This window comes from Nocardia sp. NPDC050717, assembly GCF_040654275.1.
In the GTDB taxonomy this organism is placed as follows: domain Bacteria; phylum Actinomycetota; class Actinomycetes; order Mycobacteriales; family Mycobacteriaceae; genus Nocardia.
Map to the genome: position 1 here is coordinate 484,151 of NZ_JBFAHR010000003.1, position 25,999 is coordinate 510,149.

General features: G+C 68.6%; 32 protein-coding genes and 1 tRNA gene. 15 read left to right on the plus strand and 18 right to left on the minus strand.

Annotated features, from left to right (window positions below; genetic code table 11):
• Positions 1 to 192 precede the first annotated feature (192 nt).
• Both AB0H56_RS10430 and AB0H56_RS10435 read left to right on the plus strand, forming a co-directional pair.
• A complete protein-coding gene (locus AB0H56_RS10430) occupies positions 193 to 1,224 on the plus strand; it encodes a nitronate monooxygenase (RefSeq protein WP_357160137.1) in 1,032 nt (343 codons plus the stop codon).
• A gap of 85 nt (positions 1,225 to 1,309) precedes the next feature.
• Complete coding sequence (locus AB0H56_RS10435) at positions 1,310 to 1,702, plus strand: SCO5389 family protein (RefSeq protein WP_232996587.1); 393 nt, start codon at positions 1,310 to 1,312, stop codon at positions 1,700 to 1,702.
• A 55-nt stretch (positions 1,703 to 1,757) separates the two neighbouring features.
• On the opposite strand, the gene AB0H56_RS10440 is transcribed toward AB0H56_RS10435, so the two are convergent.
• The 3 genes from AB0H56_RS10440 to AB0H56_RS10450 form a co-directional block, all read right to left on the minus strand.
• Complete coding sequence (locus AB0H56_RS10440; protein WP_357160140.1) at positions 1,758 to 3,395, minus strand: long-chain fatty acid--CoA ligase; 1,638 nt, start codon at positions 3,393 to 3,395, stop codon at positions 1,758 to 1,760.
• 132 nt (positions 3,396 to 3,527) lie between these two features.
• Complete coding sequence (locus AB0H56_RS10445; protein WP_357160143.1) at positions 3,528 to 3,890, minus strand: metalloregulator ArsR/SmtB family transcription factor; 363 nt, start codon at positions 3,888 to 3,890, stop codon at positions 3,528 to 3,530.
• Between the two features lie 40 nt (positions 3,891 to 3,930).
• Complete coding sequence (locus AB0H56_RS10450; protein ID WP_357160145.1) at positions 3,931 to 4,530, minus strand: TetR family transcriptional regulator; 600 nt, start codon at positions 4,528 to 4,530, stop codon at positions 3,931 to 3,933.
• Between the two features lie 71 nt (positions 4,531 to 4,601).
• Here AB0H56_RS10450 and AB0H56_RS10455 point away from each other — a divergent pair, with 71 nt between their 5' ends.
• From AB0H56_RS10455 to AB0H56_RS10475, 5 genes are all read left to right on the plus strand, one after another.
• Positions 4,602 to 5,741 carry an acyl-CoA dehydrogenase family protein gene (locus AB0H56_RS10455; RefSeq protein WP_357160148.1) on the plus strand — a complete coding sequence of 380 codons (1,140 nt, stop codon included), beginning with the start codon at positions 4,602 to 4,604 and terminating at the stop codon, positions 5,739 to 5,741.
• A gap of 102 nt (positions 5,742 to 5,843) precedes the next feature.
• Positions 5,844 to 6,614: a DUF1542 domain-containing protein gene (locus tag AB0H56_RS10460; protein ID WP_357160268.1), complete on the plus strand. Its 771-nt coding sequence runs from the start codon at positions 5,844 to 5,846 to the stop codon at positions 6,612 to 6,614.
• Between the two features lie 19 nt (positions 6,615 to 6,633).
• A complete protein-coding gene (locus tag AB0H56_RS10465) occupies positions 6,634 to 6,948 on the plus strand; it encodes a hypothetical protein (protein ID WP_357160151.1) in 315 nt (104 codons plus the stop codon).
• An 88-nt stretch (positions 6,949 to 7,036) separates the two neighbouring features.
• Positions 7,037 to 7,112 (plus strand) — tRNA-Arg (locus AB0H56_RS10470).
• A gap of 71 nt (positions 7,113 to 7,183) precedes the next feature.
• The gene (locus AB0H56_RS10475) at positions 7,184 to 7,789 is read left to right on the plus strand and encodes a Uma2 family endonuclease (RefSeq protein WP_357160154.1); all 606 of its coding nucleotides are present in this window, start codon (positions 7,184 to 7,186) and stop codon (positions 7,787 to 7,789) included.
• Between the two features lie 644 nt (positions 7,790 to 8,433).
• Here AB0H56_RS10475 and AB0H56_RS10480 read toward each other — a convergent pair.
• The gene (locus tag AB0H56_RS10480; RefSeq protein WP_357160157.1) at positions 8,434 to 9,318 is read right to left on the minus strand and encodes an exodeoxyribonuclease III; all 885 of its coding nucleotides are present in this window, start codon (positions 9,316 to 9,318) and stop codon (positions 8,434 to 8,436) included.
• A 198-nt stretch (positions 9,319 to 9,516) separates the two neighbouring features.
• Between AB0H56_RS10480 and AB0H56_RS10485 the strand changes: the two genes are divergently transcribed.
• The 3 genes from AB0H56_RS10485 (at position 9,517) to AB0H56_RS10495 (ending at position 12,417) form a co-directional block, all read left to right on the plus strand.
• Complete coding sequence (locus tag AB0H56_RS10485; RefSeq protein ID WP_357160160.1) at positions 9,517 to 10,764, plus strand: ATP-binding protein; 1,248 nt, start codon at positions 9,517 to 9,519, stop codon at positions 10,762 to 10,764.
• Between the two features lie 201 nt (positions 10,765 to 10,965).
• The gene (locus AB0H56_RS10490; RefSeq protein ID WP_357160163.1) at positions 10,966 to 11,472 is read left to right on the plus strand and encodes a hypothetical protein; all 507 of its coding nucleotides are present in this window, start codon (positions 10,966 to 10,968) and stop codon (positions 11,470 to 11,472) included.
• Between the two features lie 78 nt (positions 11,473 to 11,550).
• Complete coding sequence (locus AB0H56_RS10495) at positions 11,551 to 12,417, plus strand: hypothetical protein (protein ID WP_357160166.1); 867 nt, start codon at positions 11,551 to 11,553, stop codon at positions 12,415 to 12,417.
• Here the strand turns inward: AB0H56_RS10495 and AB0H56_RS10500 are convergent.
• From AB0H56_RS10500 to AB0H56_RS10515, 4 genes are read right to left on the minus strand one after another with little or no spacing between them, the layout of a single operon-like run.
• A complete protein-coding gene (locus AB0H56_RS10500; RefSeq protein ID WP_357160169.1) occupies positions 12,414 to 12,887 on the minus strand; it encodes a DUF488 domain-containing protein in 474 nt (157 codons plus the stop codon). The genes AB0H56_RS10495 and AB0H56_RS10500 overlap by 4 nt on opposite strands.
• A gap of 17 nt (positions 12,888 to 12,904) precedes the next feature.
• Positions 12,905 to 13,648: a nucleotidyl transferase AbiEii/AbiGii toxin family protein gene (locus AB0H56_RS10505; protein WP_357160172.1), complete on the minus strand. Its 744-nt coding sequence runs from the start codon at positions 13,646 to 13,648 to the stop codon at positions 12,905 to 12,907.
• On the minus strand, positions 13,641 to 14,126 hold the full coding sequence (locus AB0H56_RS10510; protein WP_357160175.1) for a helix-turn-helix transcriptional regulator: 486 nt from the start codon (positions 14,124 to 14,126) through the stop codon (positions 13,641 to 13,643). Before AB0H56_RS10510 ends, AB0H56_RS10505 begins: the two co-directional genes overlap by 8 nt.
• A 36-nt stretch (positions 14,127 to 14,162) precedes the next feature.
• Positions 14,163 to 15,584, minus strand: a complete 1,422-nt coding sequence (locus AB0H56_RS10515; RefSeq protein ID WP_357160178.1) for an FUSC family protein — start codon at positions 15,582 to 15,584, stop codon at positions 14,163 to 14,165.
• A gap of 73 nt (positions 15,585 to 15,657) precedes the next feature.
• Here AB0H56_RS10515 and AB0H56_RS10520 point away from each other — a divergent pair, with 73 nt between their 5' ends.
• Positions 15,658 to 16,176, plus strand: coding sequence for a MarR family transcriptional regulator (locus AB0H56_RS10520; RefSeq protein WP_357160181.1), 519 nt, complete (start codon positions 15,658 to 15,660; stop codon positions 16,174 to 16,176).
• Positions 16,177 to 16,179: 3 nt separating this feature from the next.
• Here AB0H56_RS10520 and AB0H56_RS10525 read toward each other — a convergent pair whose 3' ends face one another.
• Together AB0H56_RS10525 and AB0H56_RS10530 are read right to left on the minus strand one after the other, a co-directional pair.
• The gene (locus tag AB0H56_RS10525) at positions 16,180 to 16,524 is read right to left on the minus strand and encodes a DUF1330 domain-containing protein (RefSeq protein ID WP_357160184.1); all 345 of its coding nucleotides are present in this window, start codon (positions 16,522 to 16,524) and stop codon (positions 16,180 to 16,182) included.
• Positions 16,521 to 17,204, minus strand: a complete 684-nt coding sequence (locus AB0H56_RS10530; RefSeq protein ID WP_357160187.1) for a TetR/AcrR family transcriptional regulator — start codon at positions 17,202 to 17,204, stop codon at positions 16,521 to 16,523. The genes AB0H56_RS10525 and AB0H56_RS10530 overlap by 4 nt, the downstream gene beginning before the upstream one ends.
• A 147-nt stretch (positions 17,205 to 17,351) precedes the next feature.
• Here AB0H56_RS10530 and AB0H56_RS10535 point away from each other — a divergent pair, with 147 nt between their 5' ends.
• On the plus strand, positions 17,352 to 18,863 hold the full coding sequence (locus tag AB0H56_RS10535; protein WP_357160190.1) for an alpha/beta hydrolase: 1,512 nt from the start codon (positions 17,352 to 17,354) through the stop codon (positions 18,861 to 18,863).
• Between the two features lie 64 nt (positions 18,864 to 18,927).
• Here AB0H56_RS10535 and AB0H56_RS10540 read toward each other — a convergent pair whose 3' ends face one another.
• Positions 18,928 to 19,107 carry a hypothetical protein gene (locus AB0H56_RS10540; protein WP_357160193.1) on the minus strand — a complete coding sequence of 60 codons (180 nt, stop codon included), beginning with the start codon at positions 19,105 to 19,107 and terminating at the stop codon, positions 18,928 to 18,930.
• A gap of 43 nt (positions 19,108 to 19,150) precedes the next feature.
• A complete protein-coding gene (locus AB0H56_RS10545; RefSeq protein WP_357160196.1) occupies positions 19,151 to 20,008 on the minus strand; it encodes an NAD(P)-binding domain-containing protein in 858 nt (285 codons plus the stop codon).
• A gap of 255 nt (positions 20,009 to 20,263) precedes the next feature.
• On the opposite strand from AB0H56_RS10545, the gene AB0H56_RS10550 reads away from it, so the two are divergent.
• Complete coding sequence (locus tag AB0H56_RS10550; protein ID WP_357160199.1) at positions 20,264 to 20,512, plus strand: hypothetical protein; 249 nt, start codon at positions 20,264 to 20,266, stop codon at positions 20,510 to 20,512.
• Between the two features lie 10 nt (positions 20,513 to 20,522).
• Here AB0H56_RS10550 and AB0H56_RS10555 read toward each other — a convergent pair whose 3' ends face one another.
• From AB0H56_RS10555 to AB0H56_RS10570, 4 genes are all read right to left on the minus strand, one after another.
• Positions 20,523 to 21,116 (minus strand): hypothetical protein, encoded by a 594-nt coding sequence (locus tag AB0H56_RS10555; RefSeq protein ID WP_357160202.1) that lies wholly within the window; start codon positions 21,114 to 21,116, stop codon positions 20,523 to 20,525.
• Positions 21,117 to 21,135: 19 nt separating this feature from the next.
• Positions 21,136 to 21,405: a hypothetical protein gene (locus AB0H56_RS10560; RefSeq protein WP_357160205.1), complete on the minus strand. Its 270-nt coding sequence runs from the start codon at positions 21,403 to 21,405 to the stop codon at positions 21,136 to 21,138.
• Between the two features lie 160 nt (positions 21,406 to 21,565).
• Entirely contained in the window at positions 21,566 to 22,546 is a 981-nt protein-coding gene (locus AB0H56_RS10565; protein ID WP_357160208.1) for an AraC family transcriptional regulator, read from the minus strand.
• A gap of 64 nt (positions 22,547 to 22,610) precedes the next feature.
• Positions 22,611 to 23,066 carry a DUF6194 family protein gene (locus tag AB0H56_RS10570; RefSeq protein ID WP_357160211.1) on the minus strand — a complete coding sequence of 152 codons (456 nt, stop codon included), beginning with the start codon at positions 23,064 to 23,066 and terminating at the stop codon, positions 22,611 to 22,613.
• A gap of 61 nt (positions 23,067 to 23,127) precedes the next feature.
• On the opposite strand from AB0H56_RS10570, the gene AB0H56_RS10575 reads away from it, so the two are divergent.
• The gene (locus AB0H56_RS10575) at positions 23,128 to 23,895 is read left to right on the plus strand and encodes a MerR family transcriptional regulator (RefSeq protein WP_357160214.1); all 768 of its coding nucleotides are present in this window, start codon (positions 23,128 to 23,130) and stop codon (positions 23,893 to 23,895) included.
• On the opposite strand, the gene AB0H56_RS10580 is transcribed toward AB0H56_RS10575, so the two are convergent.
• Positions 23,829 to 24,338, minus strand: a complete 510-nt coding sequence (locus tag AB0H56_RS10580) for a TIGR03618 family F420-dependent PPOX class oxidoreductase (protein WP_357160271.1) — start codon at positions 24,336 to 24,338, stop codon at positions 23,829 to 23,831. The two genes, AB0H56_RS10575 and AB0H56_RS10580, sit on opposite strands and share 67 nt — an antisense overlap.
• Positions 24,339 to 24,479: 141 nt before the next feature.
• Here AB0H56_RS10580 and AB0H56_RS10585 point away from each other — a divergent pair, with 141 nt between their 5' ends.
• Positions 24,480 to 24,932 (plus strand): hypothetical protein, encoded by a 453-nt coding sequence (locus AB0H56_RS10585; protein ID WP_357160217.1) that lies wholly within the window; start codon positions 24,480 to 24,482, stop codon positions 24,930 to 24,932.
• A gap of 1 nt (position 24,933) precedes the next feature.
• On the opposite strand, the gene AB0H56_RS10590 is transcribed toward AB0H56_RS10585, so the two are convergent.
• Positions 24,934 to 25,800: an NAD(P)-binding domain-containing protein gene (locus tag AB0H56_RS10590; RefSeq protein WP_357160220.1), complete on the minus strand. Its 867-nt coding sequence runs from the start codon at positions 25,798 to 25,800 to the stop codon at positions 24,934 to 24,936.
• Positions 25,801 to 25,999 lie beyond the last annotated feature (199 nt).

Consider the following 25,999-nt stretch of genomic DNA (forward strand, 5'->3'; position numbering starts at 1 on the left):
CCCGCTGCCGACTCGACGTAACGTTTCGGCATCCGTTGTGACGGGAACTCTACCCGGTCGTGACCATTCCGCAACCTTCCGGGTGGAAGTCGCAGGTACGGGCCGTGTCGGACGGTAACAATCGCACCCCGTCGACCGTTATCCGGGCCGTTGTCGCGGTCGTCGCGCACCCCGACAGGCCAGACTCGGACCATGGTGATCGAGAGCTTGCGTGTCCCCATCGTCGCCGCGCCCATGGCGGGCGGCCCCACCACCCCGGAACTGGTCGCCGCCGTCTCGGCGGCGGGCGGCTTCGGCCAACTGGCCGCGGGCTACCTGGCCGCCGACGCGATGGCCGCGCAGATCGCGGCGACCAGGGCCGCCACCACGGCGCCGTTCGGCATGAACCTCTTCGCCCCCGGCCCGGTCGCCGAGCCCGCTGTCTACGCCGCCTACCTCGCCGAACTCGGCGTCGACCATCCGCTCGGCACGCCCAAGCACGACACCGACGCCTGGGAGGACAAGCTCGACCTGCTGGTCGCCGATCCGATAGCGGTGGTCTCGACGACCTTCGGCTGCCCGACCGCGGTCGAGGTCGACCGGCTGCACGCCGTCGGCACCGAGGTCTGGGTGACGGTCACCTCCCCCGCCGAGGCACTGATCGCCCTCGACGCCGGGGCAGACGCGCTCATCGCGCAGGGCGCGGAGGCGGGCGGCCACCGCGCGAGCTTCCTCGACGATCCGGCCGAGGACCCGCTCGACCCGCCCGGCCTGCTCACCCTTCTGCAACTGCTCACCGCCGTCACCGCGCGGCCGATCATCGCCGCGGGCGGGATCGCCACCGGCGCCGGACTGGCCGCGGTGCTCGCGGCGGGCGCCGCGGCCGGGCAGCTCGGCACCGCCTTCCTGCGCTGTCCCGAAGCGGGGACCAACGCCGTGCACCGCGCCGCCATCGGGTCGACGGAGCCGACGATGCTCACCCGCGCCTTCACCGGACGACGCGCCCGCGGGATCCGCAACAGTTTTCTGGAAGCGCACACCGCGACAGCACCCGCCGCGTACCCCGAAATTCATTACGCCACGGCGCCGTTGCGAGCCGCGGCCAGGGCGGCGGGCAACTCCGACGATGTGAATCTGTGGGCGGGGCAAGCCCATTCGCTGACCCGGGAGCAACCGGCGGGCGAACTGGTCGCGGAGCTGGCCGCGGACGCGAAAAACGCACTCCGAAAAGCACTTTCGGAATGAATCCAGGGTTATTGACAACGGATTTCGTTTAGACTCATAGGCGCATCGCATCACGCCGACCACCCCCAAGCAGGAGGAGAGCGCCATGTCCCTCGATGTTCCCGCCGCCTTGCTCGAGCGCGCCGAACAGGGCGATATCGACGACGCGGAATTCGTCGAATGCGTCCGTACGTCACTGCCCTACGCCTGGGAGGTCGTGAGCCGCGTCGCCGGTGAACTGCGGGCCGGCGACGCGGAATTCGCCGACAACGTGGTGCCGCCGCCGGACGAGGTGGCGCGCGGTCAGCTGCTGCGCGCCCTGGCCTCCGACGCCATCCGCGGCGGCCTGGAGCGCCACTTCGGCGTGAAGCTGGCCTTCCAGAACTGCCACCGGGTCGCGGCCTTCCCGCTCTCGGCGGTCGGCGGCGAGACCTATTCCCGCTACATCAGCCCGCGCGCCCAGCTGCTCAACCAGAGCCCCGAGCTGCGCAACTGCTGACACCGCAGACGAAAGGCGGGCGTGGAAGCCGTTCCACGCCCGCCTTTCTCGTGTGTCAGTCCGCGGTGACCACGTCGAGTTCGCCCTCCGCGTACTGCGCGCGCAGCCGCTTCTTGTCGAACTTGCCGACGCTGGTCTTGGGCACCTCGGCGATGAAGGTCCAGCGCTCGGGCAGCTGCCACTTGGCGAACTTGTCGGCCAGGAAGCCCTTCAGCTCGGCGGCCTCGGCGGCGGCGCCCTCGGCCAGCACGATGGCGACCAGCGGACGCTCGTCCCACTTCTCGTCCGGCACACCGATGACGGCGGCCTCGGCGACGGCCGGGTGGCCCATCACGGCGTTCTCCAGATCCACCGAGGAGATCCACTCGCCGCCGGACTTGATGACGTCCTTGGAGCGGTCGACCAGGGTCAGGTAGCCGTTGGGGCTGATCTTGCCGACGTCACCGGTGCGCAGCCAGCCGTCGTCGAACTTGTCCGGGTCGATCTCCGCGCCGGTCGGCGAGTAGTAGGAGCCGGTGATCCACGCGCCGCGGACCTCGAGCTCACCCAGCGATTCACCGTCGTTGGGGACGACCTTGCCGTCGTCGCCGACGAGCCGCGCCTCGACATTGGCGGGGAAACGGCCCTGCGTGTAGCGGTAGGCCCAGGCTTCCTCTCCCTCCACGCCCGAGGGCGCGTGCGCGACGCTGCCCAGTGGCGAGGTCTCGGTCATGCCCCACGCGTGCAGGATCCGCACGCCGTGCTTCTCCTCGAACGCGCGCATCATCGACGGCGGCACCGCCGAACCGCCGACGACGGCGGTGCGCAGGTGCGAGATGTCCTGCGGCTGCGCGGCCAGCCCGGCCAGCACGCCACCCCAGATGGTCGGCACGGCGGCGGCGAAGGTGGGCTTCTCGGCGGCCATCATCTCCAGCAGCGGGCCCGGCTGCAGGAAGCGGTCCGGCATCAGGATGTTGGCGCCCGACATCAGCGCCGCGTACGGCAGGCCCCAGGCGTTGGCGTGGAACAGCGGCACGATCGCGAGCACGTAGTCGCCACCGTGGAAGCCCATGCCGTTGGGCGAGTTCACCTGCATGGCGTGCAGCCAGTTGGACCGGTGCGAGTAGACGACGCCCTTCGGGTCGCCGGTGGTGCCGGAGGTGTAGCACATCGCGGCGGCCGACCGCTCGTCGACGATCGGGAAGTCGAACTCGGCCGGCTGGCTGTCGAGCAGCTCGCGGTAGGAGTGCACGGTGACGCCCTCGGGCGCGGTGAGCGCGGACGCGTCACCGTTGACCACGATGACATGCTTGACGGTCTTCAGGTTCGGCAGGTACTGCGCGAACAGCGGGACCAACGTGCCGTCGACGAGCACGACCTTGTCCTCGGCGTGGTTGGCGACGAACACCAGCTGCTCCGGGAACAGGCGGATGTTGAGCGCGTGCAGCACCGAGCCCATGGCGGGCACCGCGATGTAGGCGACCATGTGCTCGTTGTTGTTCCACATGAAGGTGCCGACCCGGTCGCCCTCCTCGACACCGAGCCCACGCAGCGCGTTGGCCAGCCGCGCGGCGTCGGCGCCGAGCTCGCGGAAGGTCATGGTGCGCACCCCGTCACCGGTCCAGGTGGACACGGTCGAATCCCCCTGGAAGGTGGCGGCGTAATTGAGCAGCTTGGCCAGCGACAGCTGGTCGTCCTGCATGGTGCTCAGCATCGAAAACTCCTTCGGTCCCGCGGTGGCATGAGCCACGTCACACGCCGGATGCTACCGAAGAGTCGGCCGGTGGTAACTGTTCCTGAGCACAACTATTCCTGTGGAACCGAGTGTTCAGCGTCAGCCGTGCGGTCACCGATGCGGCGGCTCGGCATCGGGTCCGCGATGATGCGCCGGCACTCCCGGCCCGGCGTGCTCGGCGTTGTGCACGGCGTCGACGACGAGTCGGCGCACGTGATCGTTGTCCAGGCTGTAGAAGATCGTGGTGCCCTCGCGCCGGGTCCGCACCAACCGCGCCATCCGCAGTTTCGCCAGGTGCTGCGAGACCGCGGGGCCGGGTTTGCCGACCTCGGTCGCGAGTTCGTTCACCGACAGTTCCCGGTCGGTCAGCGCCCACAGCACCCGCACCCTGGTCGCGTCGGCGAGCATCCGGAACACCTCGACCACCAGACCCACCTGGTCTTCGTCGAGGGGCGGGCGGGGCGCTGCGTCCATGCGCAGATGATAGGCCGGTCGCGCCTGCGCACCGCCGCCGTCAGCGCAGGGCGGTCTCGGCCAGGGCGGTCCAGTCCGCCAGCACCTGCTTGCGACGCACCCGGTCGCGACCGACCATCTCGTCGAGGGTGGCGCCACGGACCAGGTTGATGGTGAGCCAGAAGGCGCTCTCCAGCCGCTCGCGGGCGATCGCGGCGTCGATCAGCCCGGCACAGCGGTCGAGCAGCTCGACGGTGAGCTCGTGCTGCACGCGCAACATCTCCCGGCGCAGCGGCGGGTCGTGCGCGATGCCGACGTAGAGCTCCACCGACGCGCGCCCGAGCTGACCGGCGAAGGTCGCGGTGACCAGCTCCACCAGCACCGCGCCCGGCGCCGTGGCGCCGTCGAGCGCTCTGGCCTTGCGCTGCATGGCTTCTCGCTGCCGCTCGGTGAGGTGCCCGATGGTCTGGGCGAAGAGTTCGGCGCGGGTGTGGAACTGGTGCAGCTGCGCGCCACGGGTGACCCCTGCCCTGGCGGTGATGTCGGCGATGGAGGCGCCTGCATAGCCGACCTCGGCCAGGCTCTCGATCGCGGCATCGAGCAACTGCGTGCGCGTCCGCAGACTCTTCTCCTGATGTTTGTTCGGTGGCAGCCCCGGCATCGCCCCAGTATAGACCCAGAAAATTCCGTGCTCCCTTGCACGCAATTCAGTGCTGGACGTACTGTGATCGCATGGCTGTCGACCGAATGCTGCCCACCGACGAGGCGCGCGACCTGATCGAGCTGACCCGCGACATCGCCGACAAGGTGCTCGAACCGCGCGTCGCCGAGAGCGAGAAGACCGGTGTCTTCCCCGACGGGGTGTTCCCCGCCCTCGGCGCGGCCGGGCTGCTGAGCCTGCCGTACCCGGAGGAGTTCGGCGGCGGCGCGCAGCCCTACGAGGTGTACCTGCAGGTGCTCGAGGAGCTCGCGAGCCGCTGGGCCGCCGTCGCGGTGGCGGTGAGTGTGCACGGCCTGTCCTGCCATCCCCTGTTCACCTACGGCACCGACGAGCAGAAGCAGCAGTGGCTCTCGACCATGCTCTCCGGCGAAACCTTCGGCGCCTACAGCCTTTCCGAGGCCCACGCCGGTTCCGACGCGGCCGCGCTGCGCTGCCGTGCCACCGCGGTCGACGGCGGCTACCGCCTCACCGGCACCAAGGCCTGGATCACCAACGGTGGCCGCGCCGACTTCTACACCCTGTTCGCCCGCACCGGTGAAGGCTCGCGCGGCATCTCCTGCTTCCTCGTCCCCGCCGACACCGCGGGCCTGAGCTTCGGCAAGCCCGAGGAGAAGATGGGCCTGCGCGGCATCCCCACCACCACCGCCGCCTACGACGACGCCTTCCTGCCCACCGAACGCCGCATCGGCGAAGAGGGACAGGGCCTTTCGATCGCCTTCAGCGCCCTGGACGCGGGCCGCCTCGGCATCGCCGCCGTGGCCACCGGCGTCGCCCAGCGCGCCCTCGACGAGGCCGTCGCCTACGCCAAGGAGCGAGAGGCGTTCGGCCGCAAGATCATCGATCATCAGGGCCTCGGCTTCGTGCTGGCCGACATGGCCGCCGCGGTCGACACCGCCCGCGCCACCTACCTCGACGCCGCCCGCCGCCGCGACGCGGGCCTGCCGTACTCGCGCCAGGCCAGCGTCGCCAAGCTGACCGCCACCGACGCCGCCATGAAGGTCACCACCGACGCCGTCCAGGTGTTCGGCGGCTACGGCTACACCCAGGACTTCCCGGTCGAGCGCTACATGCGCGAGGCCAAGGTCATGCAGATCTTCGAGGGCACCAATCAGATCCAGCGCCTGGTGATCGCCCGCCACCTGGCCGGGTGAGCTACCCGGCAACGCGCTGATCATCGCGCCTGCGCGCGAGCGGGCAACCGTTCAGTAAACTGGACAGCGTCTCGAGACCTCGGACGAAAGAGGTGCGCGATGCTGTGGTGGCTGATCGTGATCGTGGTGGTATGCGTGGTGGCACTGCTGTACCTGCGCGCCGAACAGAACAAGCGGACGGCGCGCGAACTCGAGGAGGCCCAGGCCGACGCCCGGGTGACGACCGAGCGGCTCGGCGGCCAGGTCTACCAGCTCTCCCCCCGCAACGAGGCGTCGCGCCAGGCCCTGGCCGACGCCTCGGAGCGCTACAACGCCGCGGGCGGCCAGCTCGACCGCGCCGACTCCGCCGCCAAGGCGCGCCTGGCCAAACAGACCGCTCTGGAGGGCCTCTATTACATCCGCGCCGCCCGCACCGCGATGGACATGGACCCCGGCCCGCCCATCCCCACCCTCGACGGCCAGGACATCGCGGGCCAGGTCGACCAGCCACGCACCGTCAACCACAACGGCCGCCCCGTCACCGCGGCCCCCACCCCTTCCCCCCTCACCCCCAACTACTTCCCCGGCGGCCGCGTCGCAGGCCGGCCCGTCCCCGCGGGCTGGTACTCCGAACCCTGGTGGAAACCCGCCCTCGTCGCAGGCGCCTGGGGCGCGGGCACGGCCATCCTCTTCACCGCCCTCTTCGCCGGCATGCCCGGCGTCCCCTACGACACCCAGGCCTTCGAAGACGGCACCGGCGAAGCCGCCCTCGACCAGCCCAATCCCGACGACTTCGGCCAGGACCCCGGATACGACGCAGGCCAGGACCCCGGCGGCTGGGGCGGCTCCGAGGGGTTCGACAGCGGCGGTTTCGACGGAGGCGGCGGCTTCTGAACTCGCGCATGACGGCCTGGTGTTCTTCGAAGATCTCAGCGAATACTCCTATCTCGAGGAGGATTCGTTCCTCGACGTCGAGTCCGGCTTCAAGGCAGCCTGGTTCCACCCGACCTACACCCGGCTGAACGTCGGCTGGCTGGAGGCGGGCCACCCGTACCCGACCGGCCCGGTCCCGCCCGAGTTCGTCGACAAGCTCGCGACCGTTCAGCGGCTCCAGGACGTGAACTACTGCCTCGGCCTGCACGCCTGCGACCTGTGTCCACCCGACGACGCTCCGGAACGCGCCGGCGAGGTACGCATCCCCGCCGACGCCGAACGCCACCTGGAGTAACCCCACCCCAGGCTTTGCCACCCCACCGCCCCCGCAGGCTATACTCGGCTCGGTCGAACCGGGCCCAACCCCGACCCCGACCAACCCCGCCTTCGTAGCTCAGGGGATAGAGCACCGCTCTCCTAAAGCGGGTGTCGCAGGTTCGAATCCTGCCGAGGGCACCAGAGTCCGCAGGACGCGAGGAGGAACGACAATGTCGAACCCGTCGACAAAGTTCCCCCCGCTACCTGATCGCATGACCTGGGCCGAGTTGAGCGCCCTGCCCCCCGAACAGTCAGAACGCATCGAATTGATCAAAGGGCGCCCGGTGTGGGTTCGTACCGGCCCGCCGGAACACCAGCGCTTCGCCACTCGCCTGCGCAACGCGCTGGAGAACGCCGCGCGACGCAGCATGAAAGCCCGCCCCGGTGAGTGCTGGCAAGTCGACACAGAGACCAATGTTTTTCTGAGTCGCGCAAAGGATGATTTCCTCACCCCGGATTTCATGGTCTATCACTGCCCTGACGAGCCGTGGACGCCGATCTTCGCCGAGGACGTCGTCATCGTCGGCGAAGTGCTCTCTCCGTCCAACCACATCGGCCAAATGCTGACGAAACAGGCGCGCTACGCCGAGGCCGGGATCGAGGAGTACTGGGAAGTACTGCTGGACCGCGAAGGCCGCCGGATCGACACCATCTTGACCTACGTGCTGGCGACTCCCACCGACCTTCCGCGCGGCGTCACCCCCTTGCGCCCGCGTCAGTACGCCCTGGTCAGTGAGTGGTCACCGACCGTCCACCCGGAGATCACCTTGAACCACCCCTTCCCACTCGCCCTCAGCTGGGGCGACCTCGAATACTGAGAGCGCAAGCCACTACCCCGCACAGGCTTTCGTGATCGCCCGTGCCGAACCGGGCGTGCCCCAGTCCGCGGGAGCCACGGGCACGAGCGCTGAGAACCGCCTCGCGGAAAGCGTTCGACGCGACCCTCGAACGAGCGACCTTGAGGGCTCGGCCCGCTGGGGATTACGCAACACGGCCCGGATGACGTGTTCCGGTGAATCACCCGAAACCGGGGCAGTCGAGGTGCTGCCCCGGTGCGGGTATCAGCCACACCGACATGCACCAGTCAGCTTGTCTGGCACTACATCGCATGACTGGCAACGATCCGCAGCCTGAACAACCGTCCCGCGTTTACCTGGATGCGCGGGTTTCGACGCCTGCCTCCGCGAGCTTGTCTGGCTTGATTCAGTGTTCGGTCGCCGACGCTGCCGAATTCGTTGGAAAACCGCCGAGATCTCTCGCCAGCTTACTTCGAACGGTACTCACCATGCGCTGGCTCTCGACCTTGGAAAATCGTTCGCCCGAAAGTGATATACATCCTGGCGGCGAGCCCGATAGCTTCCATCGATGTGCTCTACCGGGGCGCCCGAACTTCGCAGTTCAGGCAGCGTGGACCCGCCGGTCCGGCTGAATCACGCGTGGTGCTTCGCGAGCGAAACAGGCGTCAAGGCATGTCCGAGTAAGTCACCACGAGGGGCGCGTGGTCGGAGAGTCGCTCGGCGGGGGAAGGTTCCTTGTCCACGATGACAGCGGTGGCGCGGCGGGCGAGGCCGGGGGTCGCGAGTTGGTGGTCCACTCGCCAGCCCACATCCTTGGCGAACGACGCACCCGCCCAACTCCACCAGGTGAGGGGGCCGGGGCGGTCGCCGTGGACCTGTCGCACCACGTCGACGAGCCGGCGCGCGCCGAGAACCGAGCTGAACCACTCGCGGTCGGCGGGGAGGAAGCCGTCCATCGTGCGGGCGGCACGCCAGTTGGTCACGTCGTGCGGGGTGTGCGCGATGTTCAGGTCCCCGGTGAGGACGAACTCGCGTCCCGCACTCAGCGCGGCGAGGCGGTTCCGGTGCACTTCGCGGGCGAAGGCCGCGAGGAACCGCTGCTTCCGTTCGTACTTGACGCCGCCGTCGGGCTGGTCGCGCATCGATCCGGGGCGCTGCAGGTGCGCGGGCAGACCGCCCTTGGGGAGATAGACGCAGCCCAATGTCACCGGGCGATCGGCCAGATCGACCTCGATATAGCGGCCCTGCGTGGCGAACTCACCGAGCCCGCGGGCCCTGGGCGGGTGGGTCACCCACGTCCGCACGGCAGCGGCGGGAACCCTCGTCAGTACGCCGACACCGTTGCGCCCGGCCACGGAACCGACGTCCACCGCCGCCGCATAGCCCGGGAAAGTTCCCACATCGGCTGCGGGACAACGCAACTCCTGCAGTGCGAGCACATCGACCGACCGCGCCCCCAACCACTCGTCGAATCCACGACGCCGCGCCGCGCGGATTCCGTTGACATTGAATGTGGCGACAGTGAAAGAGTCAGCGACCGACGAACCCATGGCACCACTGTGCCGGAGCCCCCTTTTGATCGCGCTCCGACGGGCCTGGCGATCGTCCCCGAATCACCCCGGCCACTGACCTGAAGCGGACAGGTTCGGCAGATTGACGGGAACAATTGCGGCAGATTGACAGGAGCAACCCCGGCGGATTGACGGAACACCATCCGGCAGATTGACAGCTCAGGATAGGGTATGGCTATGTATCAGGCCACCGACCTCCTGCCCAGAAAGGCGTCTGAGCTGGTAAAAGACGCTCTTGCGGACACGCGAGTTGTCATCGTCAACGGCGCCCGCCAAACCGGCAAGAGCACGCTGGCTGAGCAGTGCCTGCGTGGCATCCCTGAGGCCACCAAACGCTATCTCGACGATGTCCGAACTCGCACCTCCGCGGCGGCCGATCCCGCGGCTTTCCTCGATGTCCCCGGCACGATGATGATCGACGAAGTGCAGCGCGTCCCGGACCTGTGGCTGTCGATCAAACACGCCGTCGACCGCGACCCACGTCCCGGGCGTTTTCTGCTGACCGGCTCGGCCCGCCTGCTCGGGCTGAGCAGTCTCGGCGATTCGCTGCCGGGGCGGTCCGAGACCGTCGAGCTGTTTCCACTCTCCCAGGGTGAAATCAACCACGCCCCAGATGGTTTCATCGATGCCGCGTTCGGTGCGGGCAACGATTTTCGCACCGGCCCGTCGGACCTGAGGCGCAAGGACTACCTTGCCTTGGCGGCAAGGGGCGGATACCCCGAAGCCATCCGCCGCACGGCGCCCCGCCGACGCGCCCAGTTCTTCAGCTCCTACCTCGACGACATCATGAGCCGTGATGTCCACCAGATCGCCGACATCCGACGTGGATCCGACATGCGTCGCCTCGTCGCCGCCTTGGCCGCCCAGACCGGCGGACTGCTCAACTACAGCCGCCTGTCCGCCGACCTTGGAATACCGGTGACAACGCTCCGGGACTATGTCGACATTTTGGAGCTCATCTACCTCATCCGTCTCGTCCCCGCGTGGTCGGCCAACGCCACTGCCCGTGCCATTTCGACGCCGAAGCTGACGTTCACCGACTCCGGCCTCGCCGCCCATCTCCTGACCGGCGTCACCAACGACGCGACCACCGGCGCCATCATGGAAACCTTCGTGCTCGGCGAATTGACCCGCCAGCTCACCTGGAGTACGACCATGGCCAGGCTGCATCACTACCGCGACCGCGACGGCTACGAAGTCGACGCAGTCCTCGAAGACAACGCGGGCCGTGTCGTCGCGCTGGAGGTCAAGGCCGCCGAGACCATCCGCACCGATGATTTCCGGGGACTTCGCGCTCTCCAACGCCGCCTCGGCGACCGCTTCCACGCCGGTTTCGTGGTCTACTGCGGCGATCAGCAACTCCCCTTCGGCGACGGCCTGTCCGGCATCCCGATCAGCGCCCTGTGGACCACACCTGCCACCTGAGCCACTGCCGCTTCCCCACGTCGACCACCTGGTGCCCGGTGTGCGGCACCGAACGCTCGGGTCGACACCAGCGGGTTCCGCGACGCGAACCTGGTCGGCATTCGCCATGGACGCGCCGCGGGGACGTTTCGCGGAACTACCCGGCGCCATTGAGTAGTCGTACGGAGTTCCGGTGGTGCCAAAGTGTCGACCATGGTTCGCATGACCTCCACCACGACACGACCGAAGCCGGTCGGCATCGACGCCGGAACCATCACCTGGGCAGCGCTCGGGACGCAACTGCTGGTGATGCTCGCCGTCACCGCCCTGCGGTTCTCGGCGGGCGGGTGGCTGCTGGTGATCTTCCTCTTCGGCGGGTTCCTGGCGGTGTTCGCGCCGTCGGTGCTGGCTGTCGCGGTCGCGGTGCCGGTGATGCGGCAGGGCGGTTCTCGAGCGCGGGCGGCTTGCGCGACCGCACTCGGCACCGTCTACGCCGCACTGTTGACAGCGGCGGCGACCATGCCCGACTTCACCGATGTGGCGGACGAGAACGGTGTCCCGATCGTGGCGCTCTTCGGCGAGTCGGGGACATTGACCAACTCTCAGGCGGAGATCTATCACACGATCAGCGGTGTGGCGATCCTCTGCTACCTGGCGGCGACGGTCGGGACCGTCGTCCTGGCCGTCACACTGTTGGCTGCGAAGCGGGGGTCGAACCGCACTTCTTAGCATGATCAGTTGCAGGGGAACATAATTCAACCGGCAGAACCCGCGTCGAGGGGCCGCGAAAGTCGTTACGCTTGATCCATGGGGGAGTTCGATCTGTCAGGCGCTCGCGGAGGAAAGCTCGGACGACCACGCGCCGGCGACGAAACCGCAGAGGTCATGATCACCGTCAAGACCTATCCGACGCCGAGCGAAACGTACGGCGAAACCGTGTGTGTCGCGGGCGTCAGGCTCGACCGACGGCGGCCCGAGTGGATTCGCCTGTACCCGGTGAGATTCCGCAACGAGGCCTTCGACAAACAGTTCAAGAAGTACGAGGTCCTGCGCCTCAACGGGACCTACAGGCAACCCAACGACAATCGCCCGGAATCGTTCCGACCACGACAGGATGAGCTGGCGCACATCGAACTGATCGGCACAGGCGGCAATTGGCAGCGACGGCGCATGTACCTCGGCGGACTCGTCGGCGCCACTACGATGTGCGAGCTCCTCGCACAAAATCCCGTCGGGGGCATGGGAATCCCCTCGCCCTCGCTCGGCCTGATCAAGCCGACCGATGTCGAGGTGAGTGTCGTCGAGGGCGACCCATGGACCGAAGCAGAACAGGCGAAGATCGATAAGTCCTCTGCACCGGATCTTTTCGGAACCTCGCTCACACCACTGGAACCGGCACCGTTCGCTGTGCGGTACCGCTATCGCTGTGCAGCACCGAGGTGCCGTGGCCATGACCAGAAGTTGCTCGACTGGGAGGCGGGCCAAGCCAGCCGCAGATGGCTGAAATCTGATGGCGACACAAGGGCGCGCGAGATGCTTCTCGGGAAGTGGCGCGACACGATGCTCGCTCCCGACCGAGACGTCCACTTCTACGTCGGCAATCAGAATCAATACCGCCGAGCCTTCTCGGTACTCGGTGTCTGGTACCCCAAGGCTGAGCTCGCTTTGTTCTAGACGTGCATGACAGCGGCACGAGGCCGGGCTTCCAGCAACCGACGCACAACAATGTCCCGATGGCACTCGGCGTGGTCATGCTCGAAGCACAGCAGAGCCACCACCCCACCATCGATGAGCTCGCAGACATGCTCCAGCGCGTCGGTCGCCGCGGCGCTGTCGAGGATGTCGCGGTACCGGGCGCGCGATTCCGGCTCACCGGCGCGGAATCCCTCCCGGTTGTCCTTCGGGTTACCGAGCGCACGGTGGTGAACGTATTCGATGCCCACCGCGGCGAGAGCTTCGGCGAGTTTCGTCTTCGACAGCCCCGGCTTCCGGCTCAGTGGGGTCAGGCGCACATCGACGAGTACCCGCACGCCCAAGTCGGCGAGCTGAGCAACGAGATCGCCCGCGGTTTTGCCCTCGTAGCCGATGCTGACAAGGGTTCCGTCGGCGGCGGGGTCCTCGGCATCAAGGTCACGGGTTCCCATGGGTCCCTATGGTTGCATCAATCCTCAGAGTCCAGCGCGACAGACCCCGGTATGCCCTGTCCCGGTTTGGGAGCGAGGGACCTGATCCTTTGCCACAGGAGGGCCTTGGGCACTGCGGTGATCTGTAGGGCCTCCATGCATCGGTCGAGCCGCGTCGGTCGGTCCTTGAGGTTCTGGACGGCTTTTCCGAGGTCGCGGCTGATGCTGTCGCCGTAGGCAGCGGTCGCCTTCTCGGTGGCCGACCGTAGGAGATCACGGGACGGGGTCATCATGGCGAGGTCGATGAGATCCCGGCTGTGCACGGAGCTGTCTGCCCAACGGTCGGAATTGGCGAGCAGTTTGCTTGTGGCCATGTCCAAGGGCGTCAGGGTCGCCACATCGCACAGCTTGTCGTCGGCGGTGGGGGTGGCGAGGGCGATCCGGCCTTCGAGAACGATCTCGAACTTGATCGCCACCGCGTCGACACGCACGGCGGTCCGGATTCCGTAGCGGTCGGCCATCAGCTCACGGGCCGGGGCCAGATCCGATCCAGGACGAGCCAGCGCGCCGATCCCCGCCGGCCCGGTGACCAGTTGGCGCAAAACACGGTAGCCATCGAGGTCCGAGACCAGGAAATCTATGTCGACCGATTCCCGGTATTCGCCGAACCGCAATGCCATAGCGGTGCCGCCACCGAAGTAGCAGCTGTTGGCGGCCAGCAGATCGCCGTCCAAGGACTCCAGCACGGCGGCGATACGTCGATGATGCTCGCGCTCAAACAAGCAGCACTCCGCCACCATGGGTATCGACAAGGTACTGAATCAGTTCCTTTTCCCGCGCTTCCATCGCCTCGTGGTCGACGTGGCGCCAATTGCGCTCATAGAGATTGAGCGCTTCCCGTGGAGTGACAACCGCGCTTTTCGCGAGCTGCCAGGAGATCCTGCGCAACTCCGGATAGTCCCCGACCCGAATTCCCGATGTTTCCGGCATTGACGACGTCGGTTGCGAATCGGTCCGATGGCCGGTTTGCGTAACCTGCAGACTCATCCCCAGCGCCGCGATCACACTCAGATATGCGCCCATGGTGACCGAGGGCTCACCGCGCTCGATCCGATGCAGGGTGACTCGCGAGATGCCCGCCGATTCCGCTGCCGCCGTCGCACTGATCCGCAGGCTCTTGCGATGAGCGCGGAGCAACCCGCCGAGCGTGGCGAGCTCAGCGCGAGCGACATCCCCGATGAGGGGGCTTGCGGCAGGCATAGTGATTCTCATTCTAGACAAAATTCGGCGGGATACCTACCCGGCGGGCTGGAGGTGGTGGCGGTCGGTGTGGCTGATGGTGAGGGCCGCGATGAGGACGCCCATGGCGACGCCGATGAGGGTGTCCATGATGCGGCTGACGCCGATGTCGGGGGTGATGGGGGTGCCGAGGCCGACCATGAGCAGGGCCATCGGGGTAACGGCGAGTGAGGTGAGGGCGTAGCTGCGGGTGGCCATGAGTTCGGCGGTCACCTGGAGGACGACGATGACGAGGGCGGTGGCCCAGTAGCCGAGGCCGGCGCCGATCAGCAGGGCGCCGATGAGGGCGCCGCCGACGTTGCCGAGCAGTCGCTGGATGCCGCGCTGCACGGTCATCGCGTAGGAGACGCCCTGCATCGCGGCCAGTGCGCCCATCGACGCCCACAGCGCGTGGTGCAGGCCGGCCGCGGCGGCGAACCAGCCCGCGCAGGCCGCGGCGAGGGCGATGCGGGCGGCGTTGCCGAGCACCGGGCGCGAACGCAGGCCGGACAGGCCCGTCGCCACGAAACCCGCGGGCCTCGGCAGCGCGGAGACCTCGGGGACGCGGTCGAAGATGACGCTGCGCCGCTTGATCTTTCGCAGTTCCGCTTCGTGCCGGACCACGTCGAGCAGCCTGGCCGGGTCGCCCGCGGCCAGCTCGTCGACGGCGGCTTCCGCCTCGTCGAGCAGCGCGACGAGGTCGCGGTGGTGAGCAGCGTCGGCACCGCGAACACCGCTGAGCGCCAGCTTCTCCCGAGCCTGGGCGATGGCGGCGCGGGCCGGTTCGACGGGCCTGCCGTCCGCGAGTGCGGCGACGGCCGACAGCGCTCGCGCGACGGCCAGCCGAGCCGGGCCGAGCGGCAGCACCAGCAGGGGCACCAATTGTGCGAGCAGGCCGATCCCGGCGCCGATCGCCGCCGCGAGGCAGGCGTGGACGATGTCGGCGGGCACCGCGACGGCGCCGACCGCCGCGGTCGCCGCGAAGACGAGAATCACCGGACCGGGACCGGTGATCCGGAACGCCGACACCGACATGGCCGCGACGGCGGCACCCACGGCCATGAGCGCGACCTCTGCCCACATCGGCACCCGCGCGAGCGCGAGCAGCCCGCCCCCGGCGACGAAGGCGACGACGAGCGCGCCGACCAGCGACACCTTCGCCGTCACCCGGACCAGCGGCTCGTGCCTGGCGAACGCGGAGGCCAGGGCGCCGAGGACCGCGAAGCCGACGTATTGCCGCAGGTCGAGCAGGCCACAGCCGACGAACACCAGCGCGGCGGCGGCCCCGACGCGCAGCGAGGCGGCCACGGTCGCGTCCGCCGGACGCACCTCGAGCGCGCGCCGCCAGGTCGACGCGGAGACGGAGTGCGCCAGGGCACCGCCGGAGTGCCGCAGACGCGCGGAGGTGGCGCGGGGAGGATTGAGCAGATCGGTGGGCACTCCACCATCCTAGATATATTTCACTAGTAAAATACATCTGAAATAGTGTGAAACCGGTCGCTAGGATGGACCCATGGGCGACACCTCCCCCGATTTCGTCGACGGCGTCCGGGCCGAATGGGCTCGGGCGTATCCCGAGGTCGACACCTTCACGGTCGAGGTGATCGGGCGCATCAACCGGATCAGCGCGCTGGCACTGCACCAGCTCGACCGCGCGCTCGCGCCGCGGGGCATCACCCGCGGCGAGTTCGAGGTGCTGTGCGCCCTGGCCCGCGCCGACCGTCCACTCCGCGCCAGCGAAGTCACCGAGCGGACCATGACCAGCGGCGCGTCCACGACGAAGAACGCCGACCGGCTGACGAAGATCGGCCTGATCGAACGGCTGCCGTTCGAGCGGGATGGTCGGGTGGTGCTGCTGCGACTGACCGCGGCGGGCCGCGAACTCGTCGACGCCGAACTGCCGAGCCGGGCCGAGCGGGACCATCGGCTGCTGGACGGCCTCGACGAGCAGGAGCGCCGCACACTGGCCGACCTGCTGCGCCGGGTCTCCCACAACACCGACGCGGCGTCTCAGCACGCGTCCGGACTCTGAGCGTCAGGACCCCAGCGCGGCCCGCATACCGGCGGCGGTGGCGGCGGGGTCGTAGCCTTCGGGAACACCGCCGACCATGATGATGTCGCCCTCGATGTGCCGGGAGCGCAGTGGCGCGATCTCCTGGTACGCGGCCGAGCCCCACCAGGCCCGCGCCTGGTCGAGGCCGGGGAAACCGATCATCACGACACCGCCGGTCCACTCGCCTTCGAGCACCTCGTGCGGTGTGACGTGGACCAGAAAGCGCCCACCGTAGGGCTCGAAGGTGCCGGGGATGCGCTCGATGTACTCGGCGATGTCGGCGTGCGGCGCGGCGTCGCGCAGGCGGGCGATGACGTAGGCGTTCACGGTGACTCCTCGGGTTCTGCTGCTGTCCTCACGACGTTAGGCAGCCGGAAGCGCCGGGGAATCAGTCGCGCTCGAGTACTTTCCGCCGACCGGAAGACCCAGTCGACCGCGGCGTCGAGAGTCTGCGTTTCGGAGCGCAGCAGCGATTCCTCGGCCGGAAGGGCTCGCTCGACGGTGAGGCCGTTGAGGACCGTGCACAGGAATCGGGCCCGCTGGACGTTGTCGCCTTCGGGCAGGGCGCCTTCCTCGACCAGCGCGGTGAGCCAGTGTTCGGTGCGGCGCAGCGCTTCCCGCTCGATGGCCAGGTACGAGGCGCGCAGTTCATCGGTCGGTTCGGGTGCGATGAACGACGCGTAGACCTTGCCCCACGCCGCGCGCGCCTGCTCGCCGACGCCTGCCAGCGCGAGGACCTGGCGCAGGCATTCGACCAGCCGCTCACGGGCCGGTTTCGTGCGGTCGCGGATCAGCTCGTCGTCGGAAAGGACGACGTCGTAGATGGTGGTGAACACCGCGTCCTGGAGATCGCGCTGGGTCGGGAAATGGTGCCGCAGCGAACCCGTGCTCACCCCGGCTCGTGCCGCGACCGCCCGCACGGACAGGTTCGCGCCCGCGTCCTCACCGAGCATCTCGGCGGCCGCCACGATGATCTTCTCTCTCGAGCTGAGCTCACGTTCCGGCATGCGCACCATCCTCCCATCCGTCACCAACACACTGTACTAGCACAGTGTGTTAGTCTCGCCCCATCGGCTCTAGTACAGCGTATTGGAACGGCCCGGCCCACCGACGGACCGCGCGACTCCGATGCGGATCAGGCGAAAGGGAGTCCTATGATCCGGAATCTCACGAACGGCAACACCCCGGCGGCGGCCGCCCTGCTGACAGCGGCCGTGCTCGCGGGTTCGCTTGCCGCAGCGCCGGTTTCGGCCAGAACTCCGGAATTGCCATGGGGCGCGTGTCCCGCGGAGGTCGCTGAGGCAGCACCGCGCCTGCAATGCGCCACCGTGCCGGTGCCGGTGGACTACGCCGCCCCGAAGGGACCGACGATCGAACTGATGGTCTCGCGACTCGCGGCGACGAACCCGGACAAACGTCGCGGAGTCCTGCTGCTGAACCCCGGCGGTCCCGGCGGCTCCGGGCTGACGTTCGGCGCGTCCTTGGTCGAGCACGGACTGCCGGCGGCCGTCGCCGAGAGCTACGACCTGATCGGCATGGACACCAGGGGCATCGGCCATTCGGCGCCGGTCAGCTGCGGCTTCACCACGGATCTGAACTACACCGGCAACATCCCGCCCTACGCGGTGAACGACGCGGCCGTCACCACGCAGGCCGCGATCGCCGAGGAGGTCGCCGGACGCTGCGCGAACGACGCACTCACGCGCCACCTGTCGACGGTGAACATGGCCCGCGATCTGGACCTGGTCCGGGCGGCGCTCGGCGAGGAGAAGGCCAGCTATTACGGCGCGTCCTACGGCTCCGCGCTGGGCGCGGCGTACGCGTCGATGTTCCCGGACCGCGCCGACCGGATCGTGCTCGACAGCAATATCGCCGACACCCACCTGGATCAGGACGGCATGCGCCGCTTCGGCCTCGGGGCCGAAGACACCTTCCCCGACCTGGCCCGTCGGCTCGCCGAACGCGACGGCGAAGACCACCTCGGCGCGACGCCCGACCAGGTGCGCGAGACCTATCTCGCCCTGGCCGACCGCCTCGACCGGGAGCCGATGCCCAGCCTCGACGGCCGCGCCTTCCGGTTCGTCACCTACTTCGGCCTCTACAGCCCGCGCCAATACGACTGGATCGGCGACATCTGGCGAGCGGTGCGCGACAACGACGACGCGGCATTGCAGCGCGAACTGGCCGAGCCAACGGGCGACGCCACTGCCACGCCGACCGCGCAGAGCCTGCACCCGGCCGACAACGGCTGGTCGGTGTTCATCTCGGTGACCTGCAACGATGTGGCCTGGCCGCGAGGCGTGGAACCCTATCGACAGGCCGTGGCCGAGGACCGGGCGAAATATCCGCTGTTCGGCGCCGCCAGTGCGAACGTGCTGCCGTGCGCCTTCTGGCCGACCGCGCCTGCCGAGCCACCGGTGCGGGTCGACGACACGGGTCCGCGCAATGTCCTGCTGGTGCAGAACCGGCGAGACCCGGTCACCCCGCATCGCAACGCGGAGCTGCTGCGGGCGAAGTTCGGTGACCGGGCGCGGCTGGTGAGTGTGGATCAGAGCGGCCACGGCGCCTACGTCAACCACGACAGCGCGTGCGGAAAGGCGGCGACCACCGCCTTCCTGGTCGACGGAACGATGCCGCCCGCCGACGTCTCCTGCCCGGCGGATTGAGTTCGGCATCGCGCGCCGGAGCGCGTCGCCCCTGGCGGACCGGGGGCGACGCGTCGTCGCGGGGTCAGCGCGAGTAGTCGCGGAAGGTCATCACACCGCCGACCACGACGATCATCGCCGTGAGGATGTAGACGGTGACGCGGATCCAGGTGGGCCCGTAGTAACTGACCGCCATCGATGCGCCGAGGGCCGCGAGAATCAGCACCACCCCGTAGAACGGTGTGCGTTGCTCTCTGTCAACCATTCCTCCAGTGTCCGCCGACACCGCAGGAAGTGGCAATGCCCCGTCAGCGCCGGAAGTACTCGACCAGCCTCGAGTAGCTGTCGTCGCGGTGACCGGCCTCGATGGCCCGCGCGACGAGGCCGCGGCTGTACTTCGGCAGGTCCGTGTCGATGCCAAGCTCCGCGCTCTCGGCGATCAGATCGTCGATGGAGGGCAGATGGTGCACGAGCGCGCCGTAGGGGGTGGCATGCTCGGCGCGGTCGATCTCGGTGGCCAGCATCGGGAACATCGCCAGCATCCCGGCCAGTGACGGCTCGGCGTGTTCGGTGAATTCACCGACGGACAGGCCGGCCTTCCCGAGCAGCGCCGAAGCGTGCAGGAATCCGTTGAGCAGGCCCCACATGGTGTCGTGCACGGCCATTCCGTACTGGACGGGAACGGTCGGGTTCGGTGACACGTAGGTGGCGCGCCCGCCAAGTGCCCGCAGCAGACCTTCGTGCCGGTCGAAGGCGGCGCGGGAACCGCCGAGGAAGATCACCGCGTCCGGCGAGCCGATCGCCGGGGCGATGGTCATGATCTGCCCGTGCAGATAGTCGGCGCCGAGTTCGGCCACCAGCTGCGCCGTGGCCCGCGCCTGCTCGGAGGGACCATCGGTCAGGTTGAGGACGGTTCGGCCAGCCAATGCCGACCCCGCCTCGCGCAACAATGCCGCAGCGACCTCGCCGCCCTTCACATTGACGAGCACCACCTCGGACCCGGCCACGGCGGCCGCCACCGTCGCGGCCTCGCGCGCGCCCTTGTCCACCAGCGGAGCGGCCTTGTCCGCCGACCGGTTCCACACCGTGACCTGCTGATCAGCCGCCAGCGTGGCGAGAGCCAGGGCCGTCCCCATCTCACCGAGACCGAGTACCGTGACCGTCATCGTCTTCTCCGTTCTCGTGGAACAACATTCGAGATCGGACGTTAGGAGCTCAACCCAACTTCAGGTCAAGCTTGTCGTTCGGACGAGTAACAATTCGCCGGAGCGGCCCGAAGATCACCATGACACCGGAGGAGTTTCCCTATGAAACGAGCAGTATTCGCCGCGGCGCGTGTCGCGGCCGCTGGTATTTCTGGTTTGGCCGCTGTGGCGATCATCGGAACGGGGTCAGCGCAGGCGGCTCCGCAGGATTGCGCCGTGCAGCGGGACATGTTCGGCGCGTCGGCGACGTGTCAGCCCGATGGCGGCAGCAACTACGTGCTGCACGTCGACTGCGTCGGCCTGTACGCGAGTGGTCCGTTCCCGATGTACACGATCGGCCCGTACTACTCGCTCAGCTACCCGTTCACGCCCGAGGGTCAGCGCGTCACCGCGGGCTGCACCGGCATGGGGCCGGGCATCGTCGCCGTGGCCACCAACGCCTACGTCGAGGTCTACCGCGGCTGAGCGATGCCGCTCAGAACTTGCCGCCGTGCTGGACGATCCGGTGGCCGAGGCGCGAAGCGAACTCGGCCACAAAGGAATCCGACAGCGGCGGCCAGTTCCAGAAGTCGAACGCCAGCGCGCCGAGGGCGAAGCCGTCGGCCCACTCCCAGCTGGTGATCGGACTGTCGACGCCGCAGGCCTGGCAGGTCATCGGGCCGTCGCCGGTGTATCTCCAGTTGTCGATGGCTGCCGAGAACGGTTGCCACACAGCCTCATCGGGTTCCCACGCGTTGGGGTAGTCGATGATGACCGCGGTCGCCGCGCAGCGCGGGCAGTCCACCGAGGACGGCGGGATGCCGCCCTGCCCTGGATAGTGGGCGTCGCGGACGGCGATCACCGCGACCGGTCCCGGCATCCAGTCCGCACCCCATTCCTGGGTGATCTGGCCCCAATCAGGTCCGGGCACATGGCCTTCCGAGACCTGCAGGCTGTACATCACGTCGCCGGACATCTCCCGCGTCAGCCACCCGCGCGAGACCATCCAGTCGACCATCCGCTCGGCCGTCGCGGCCGCGTCGACGCCGGAGACCTCGACATCGACGATTCGTTCGAAATAGTCACCCACCGCCGCATTCTCGCAGAGATCAGCGGCGGCGCACCGCCGTCACCACCATGCCGATGCCCGCGGTGAGGGCGAGGGTGACGGCGACGGAAAGCAGGATCAGCGGCGTGGTCGCCGCGGTCTCGACCACCCTGGCCGAGCCGCTGCGGCGGATCAGGAGGGCGGCGACGAGCGGGCCGACCATCGCGAGTCCCGCCGCGGTGAGCAGCAGACCTCCGGTGATCAACTCGACCGGACCCAAGGTACCTCTGGAGCGCGAGCCAGTCAGCAGCAAACGATGGTCGACGGTCATGACGTTCCTTTCGCTCACGTACTCGAAAGCCTGTGAAACGGTCACATCACGGTACCGCGTGACAGCGGGGAATCGGCTCCGCGGAGACCGGTCCGACGCGCGAACCGACATTCAGCAACCATTCAGCGACAGAACGTGCCACTTCATTCGCACGAATGCGTCAGGCGGGGCGCGGCCGGGAGAGGATGTACTCGCGGTACTCGGCGGGCGTCATCCCGGTCTCGCCGCGGAAGACACGGTAGAAGTGCCGGTCGGTCGAGAAGCCGCACGCTCGGGCGACCGAGGAGATGGTCCGGTCCGGGCCGGCGATCAGCAGCTCGCGGGCGTGCTGGACGCGCATGCTGCGCAGCAGGGCCATCGGACCGCCCTCGTCCGAGCCGATGGCACGGAACATCTTGCGGCGCGACATGCCGCACGCGTCGGCGATGCTCTGCGCGGTCAGCCGGGGATCGGCCAGGTTCGCCCGGAGATACCGGACCAGCTGCTCACGGTCGAGTGTCTGACCGGACTGGCCCGACGGCGCGTGACCGCTGCCGATGGCCAGCGCGGCACCGAGCAGTTCGATGCCCGCGTCGAGCAGCTGGACCATTCCGGCGGTCTCGGGCGGCAAGGTGACGAGCCTGCGGAAGTACTCGGTCGCCAGCGCGCCGTGCGCGACCGGTTCGACGCCGAGGACGGCGGGAAAATCATCCGCGGCGAGCCCGGACGAACGCAGCAGCGCGTCCTTGGGTGCCCGCATGAGAATGCCCTGGTAGGCGGAGGTCAGCACCTCCTGCGGATGTTCGCCGTCGACGATGAACATCGCGCCGGGCGGTATCCGGATCGTCTGCCCGTCACCGGTCACGTGCGCGACGCCGGACAGCGTCACGCCGATGATCGCGGCCGACTCCGGAGCGCGCGAGATGTGGGCGCGCGTGCGCCGGGCGCGCTCGGCGGAGTTCGTCACGAGGGCGATCGACAACGTCCCCGAGCTCACCTTCGGGGTCAGCGAACCGTGGAACGGACCGTCGTCGAGCGGCTCCATCGAGCAACCGACCATGGCGTCGCTGACGATCGAGGACCACAGCTCGAACGACTCCCGCCGCGACACCGCCGCGGTCGACAAGGTGGGGCCGCCGACTATGACCTCGTCCGATCTCATGCCCTCATGCTGACACCGAACACGCTTCGTGAACAGGACTGTTCCCGCGTGTCAGGAGCCCGCGTCACGACGACCGGCGCTCGAAACGGGTCAGCGCGCGGGCGTGCGCCGCGGTGAGGAGTTCCCGGATCGCGGCGGCCGTGCGCTCGCCCGGATTGACGACGGCGAGCCAGCCCGCCGATCCGTAGGTCGGATGCGCCACCACCGTGTCGTCGGTCGCGGGTCGCGCTGGTGCCCGGCCCGGTGCGTGGCCGGTCCATTCGGTGAAGACGTCACGACCGGCGGCGATATTGACCCGGAAGGCGCCGGGGCGGTCGAGGCCGGTGTCGTGCTCGTCGGGGTACTGCTTGGTCACGATGGTGGCGAAGGGCTGGACCGTGGTGGGGACGACGCCGTCGGGCGCGTAGTAGCAGAACGAATCGCCCCAGCTGATCTCCGGTGCGTCGCTGCCCGCTTCCGGGCGCAGGATCAGCACGCCGTCGAGCGAACCGAGGAATTCGATGATGTCGTCTATCGTCATGGTTCGAGCGTCTCATTGAAGCGCTAGTGTGGACTTTTTCCGCACTGACGAGGGATTGTGGATGCGAAACCTCAACTCGCCTGTCGGCCGTACGGTCGACGTCGCGCGCCGCGCCGGGTACTCGGTGCAGCAGGTGCGCAATCTCGAACGCGACGGTGCGTTACCGCCGGCGGATCGCACGGCGGGCGGCCACCGGGTGTATCGGGAGATCCACCTCCGCTCGGCGCTGGCCTATCGCGCGCTCGCGGCGGCGCTGGGCCCGGTGGCGGCGAAGCGGCTCCTGCGGATCGTGCACACCGGCCCGCGGGCACGTGCGCTGGCCGCGCTCGACGAAGCCCACGCAGGCCTGCACGGCGAGCGCGTCGACCTCGCGCTGGCCCGCGCCGCCGCGGAAGCCATTGCCACGGAGGAGATCAGCGATGTCCGCGCGGCCGATGCGATGAACATCGCCGAACTCGCCGCGGCACTCGGCGTCCGGACGTCGACGCTGCGGCACTGGGACGCGGAAGGTTTGGCCGTGCCGGACCGCCCGGCCTCGAAAGGGACTGCGCGACAGTACAACCCGGCCCAGGTACGCGATGTCCGCATCGTCCGTCAGCTGCGCAGGGCGGGCTATCGGATCCCGCAGATCCGCGCGATCATGCCCGAATTCCGCCGTGACACCGCCGACGTGCGGCGGGCGCTGGCCGCCAGGGACGCCGCCGTCACGGCCCGTTCGCTCGCGCTCCTCGAGGCGTCGGCGATGCTGGCCGAACTACTCGGTCACGGTGCGGGCGACTCCGCGGTGCTGCCGCCGAGCGGCATGGCGGGCAGCCCGAGTTTGCGGTGATCCCAGGACCGTACGCGGGTCGGTTCGACGCGCACCACGATGCGGTTGTTCATCATGGCCTCCACGAAGGGGCGGACCTCGGGACTGTACGGGCCGACGTAGCGCTCGTAGATGTCGATGCCCGCCTTCCAGTACTCCTCGTCGTCGGTGTCCTCGATGAGGTGGGCGGTGCCCTCGATGGCGACGCCGCGCAGCTGGTCGTAGGTGTCGCCCGCCTCGGCCATGCAGGTGAGGGTGGGGTCGCGGCGCAGGTTGACCGCCTTCTGCGACTTCGACTTGGTCTCGAAGTAGATGGTGCCGTCGATGTGGCCGAACCACATGGCCGTCAGGTGCGGCTTGCCCGCCGCGTCGAGGGTGGCCAGGGTGAGCACCCGGCTGCGATCGAGGAAGCGCGCGATCTCCTCCTCGGTCATCCGCACCGCGGCCCGCTGCTTGATACCCACCGACTCCACCTCCAGCTCATGGCACTGTGCGCCGACCATACCCAGACATCCACAGGCGCGGACCTGGAACGGATACCCGCGGGTTAACGATGTCGGCGCGCTCGGCGAAACACCAGGTAGACGAGACAAGGGAGGGCTCTCATGGGGAATCGATCCACGCTCGCGGTGCTGTCGGGGGCGGCGGTGATGCTGGCGGCGGGCACGGCGCACGCGCAATCGGGCTTGTGGGACTACACGCCGGTCGACCGCGCGGAGTACGTGGTGTCCGAGCCGTACGGCGGCAACGTCTTCTTCCGCACCCCGGATGGACGGCACTGCGCGATCTACTGGAACAACGGCCCGACCGGCTGTGACGCGGTCCCGATCGACGCGCCCGACTGGGCCGACCAGCTGCGGGTCGGGACGCTGGAGGCCGCGCACTACGTCGACAGTGCGAGCCCGACCTTCACCCACCCCGAGGCGAAGGTGCTGCCCGAGGGCCACCGCGTCACCTCGGGCAACGCCACGTGCGGTGTCGGCTATCAGGGCACCGTCACCTGCGAGGTCGGCGAGCACGGGTTCACGCTGTCCGCCACGTACAGCGTGCTGTACTGAATCACCTACGCGGGGCGAGCAATTCGAACAGGGCGGTGACGCTCTGTGCGCCGCGCCCCTCCGCGACGGCGCGCCGCAGCAGCTCGTGCATCGGGGCGTGCCAGGACAGGTCGACGCCGGACTCGGCGGCGATGGCGGCGTCCTCGGACAGCGCGCTCGCGAAGAGATCGATCGAGGAGCCGACCAGGGTGTAGTCCTTGGTGTCGATCTCCTCGGCCAGGGTCGGCAGCAGCGACTCGATCATCCGCAGCCACTTCGCCGAGTACGGGACCATGCTGCGCGCCGGCAGCCCGCGCGAGGCGAGGAGCGCGGCGCCCTCGGCGAAACCGAGCAGCGCCGGCAGCAGGGTGGCGCCGACGGCGGCCTCGTACAGTGCGGCGAGATCCGGTTCTGGACCGAGGAATTCGAGGTCACCGCCGAAAACGCGCAATGCCTCGCGATGGGCGTCGAAGACGGCGCGGTCACCGCCGAAGTACAGCTGCGTGTCCGGGTCACCCACGGCCGCGGCCACATTCTTGATCGCACCGCCCAGATAGCGCCCGCCCTGCTGCTCCACCCACCGCGCGAATTCCCTTGCCTGGGTGGGCGCTCCGCTGTTGAGAGTGATGATGTCGCGGCCGGTCAGGTCCGCGTCGGCGAGGCTCGAACGAGTGGCGTCGAAACCGGTCATGATCGCGACGGACACCGAACCCGCCGCGACGGCGTCGGCGATGGACAGGTGCGCGGTCGCGCCCGCCGCGGCCAGGTCTTTCGTTCGCTCCTGGCTCCGGTTCCAGACGTGGGTCGGGTGACCGGCGGCGAGCAGGGCGCGGGCCAGCGCGGCGCCCATCGATCCGGTTCCGAGCACGGTCACCGACGGCTTCGTCATGGTCACTCCGATCGAGAACGGGCGGGCCCGATGACCGCCGCGGTGTTCTCACTGTCGGCGCGGCGGACAGGCCGGGCAAGTACGCACTCGGCACCGGAGTTCCGCACCTCGAGGTAAGGATCCAGGTCAGCGGCGCGGGTGGGCGGCGAGTGTGCCCGGGGTCACTCTCGACACGGCCACGACTGTGACGACACCCAAC

Bases quoted from the DNA above. Each gene is read 5' to 3' on its own strand.
- AB0H56_RS10585 (WP_357160217.1), top strand. From the start codon at position 24,480: ATGGGGAATCGATCCACGCTCGCGGTGCTGTCGGGGGCGGCGGTGATG.
- AB0H56_RS10475 (WP_357160154.1), top strand. From the start codon at position 7,184: ATGACCTGGGCCGAGTTGAGCGCCCTGCCCCCCGAACAGTCAGAACGC.
- AB0H56_RS10450 (WP_357160145.1), bottom strand. From the start codon at position 4,530: ATGCCGGGGCTGCCACCGAACAAACATCAGGAGAAGAGTCTGCGGACG.
- AB0H56_RS10510 (WP_357160175.1), bottom strand. From the start codon at position 14,126: ATGCCTGCCGCAAGCCCCCTCATCGGGGATGTCGCTCGCGCTGAGCTC.
- AB0H56_RS10540 (WP_357160193.1), bottom strand. From the start codon at position 19,107: ATGGTTGACAGAGAGCAACGCACACCGTTCTACGGGGTGGTGCTGATT.
- AB0H56_RS10495 (WP_357160166.1), top strand. From the start codon at position 11,551: ATGGGGGAGTTCGATCTGTCAGGCGCTCGCGGAGGAAAGCTCGGACGA.
- AB0H56_RS10575 (WP_357160214.1), top strand. From the start codon at position 23,128: ATGCGAAACCTCAACTCGCCTGTCGGCCGTACGGTCGACGTCGCGCGC.
- AB0H56_RS10430 (WP_357160137.1), top strand. From the start codon at position 193: ATGGTGATCGAGAGCTTGCGTGTCCCCATCGTCGCCGCGCCCATGGCG.
- AB0H56_RS10565 (WP_357160208.1), bottom strand. From the start codon at position 22,546: ATGAGATCGGACGAGGTCATAGTCGGCGGCCCCACCTTGTCGACCGCG.
- AB0H56_RS10485 (WP_357160160.1), top strand. From the start codon at position 9,517: ATGTATCAGGCCACCGACCTCCTGCCCAGAAAGGCGTCTGAGCTGGTA.
- AB0H56_RS10545 (WP_357160196.1), bottom strand. From the start codon at position 20,008: ATGACGGTCACGGTACTCGGTCTCGGTGAGATGGGGACGGCCCTGGCT.
- AB0H56_RS10445 (WP_357160143.1), bottom strand. From the start codon at position 3,890: ATGGACGCAGCGCCCCGCCCGCCCCTCGACGAAGACCAGGTGGGTCTG.
- AB0H56_RS10560 (WP_357160205.1), bottom strand. From the start codon at position 21,405: ATGACCGTCGACCATCGTTTGCTGCTGACTGGCTCGCGCTCCAGAGGT.
- AB0H56_RS10490 (WP_357160163.1), top strand. From the start codon at position 10,966: ATGACCTCCACCACGACACGACCGAAGCCGGTCGGCATCGACGCCGGA.
- AB0H56_RS10435 (WP_232996587.1), top strand. From the start codon at position 1,310: ATGTCCCTCGATGTTCCCGCCGCCTTGCTCGAGCGCGCCGAACAGGGC.
- AB0H56_RS10570 (WP_357160211.1), bottom strand. From the start codon at position 23,066: ATGACGATAGACGACATCATCGAATTCCTCGGTTCGCTCGACGGCGTG.
- AB0H56_RS10530 (WP_357160187.1), bottom strand. From the start codon at position 17,204: ATGCCGGAACGTGAGCTCAGCTCGAGAGAGAAGATCATCGTGGCGGCC.
- AB0H56_RS10520 (WP_357160181.1), top strand. From the start codon at position 15,658: ATGGGCGACACCTCCCCCGATTTCGTCGACGGCGTCCGGGCCGAATGG.
- AB0H56_RS10480 (WP_357160157.1), bottom strand. From the start codon at position 9,318: ATGGGTTCGTCGGTCGCTGACTCTTTCACTGTCGCCACATTCAATGTC.
- AB0H56_RS10590 (WP_357160220.1), bottom strand. From the start codon at position 25,800: ATGACGAAGCCGTCGGTGACCGTGCTCGGAACCGGATCGATGGGCGCC.
- AB0H56_RS10535 (WP_357160190.1), top strand. From the start codon at position 17,352: ATGATCCGGAATCTCACGAACGGCAACACCCCGGCGGCGGCCGCCCTG.
- AB0H56_RS10440 (WP_357160140.1), bottom strand. From the start codon at position 3,395: ATGCTGAGCACCATGCAGGACGACCAGCTGTCGCTGGCCAAGCTGCTC.
- AB0H56_RS10500 (WP_357160169.1), bottom strand. From the start codon at position 12,887: ATGGGAACCCGTGACCTTGATGCCGAGGACCCCGCCGCCGACGGAACC.
- AB0H56_RS10455 (WP_357160148.1), top strand. From the start codon at position 4,602: ATGGCTGTCGACCGAATGCTGCCCACCGACGAGGCGCGCGACCTGATC.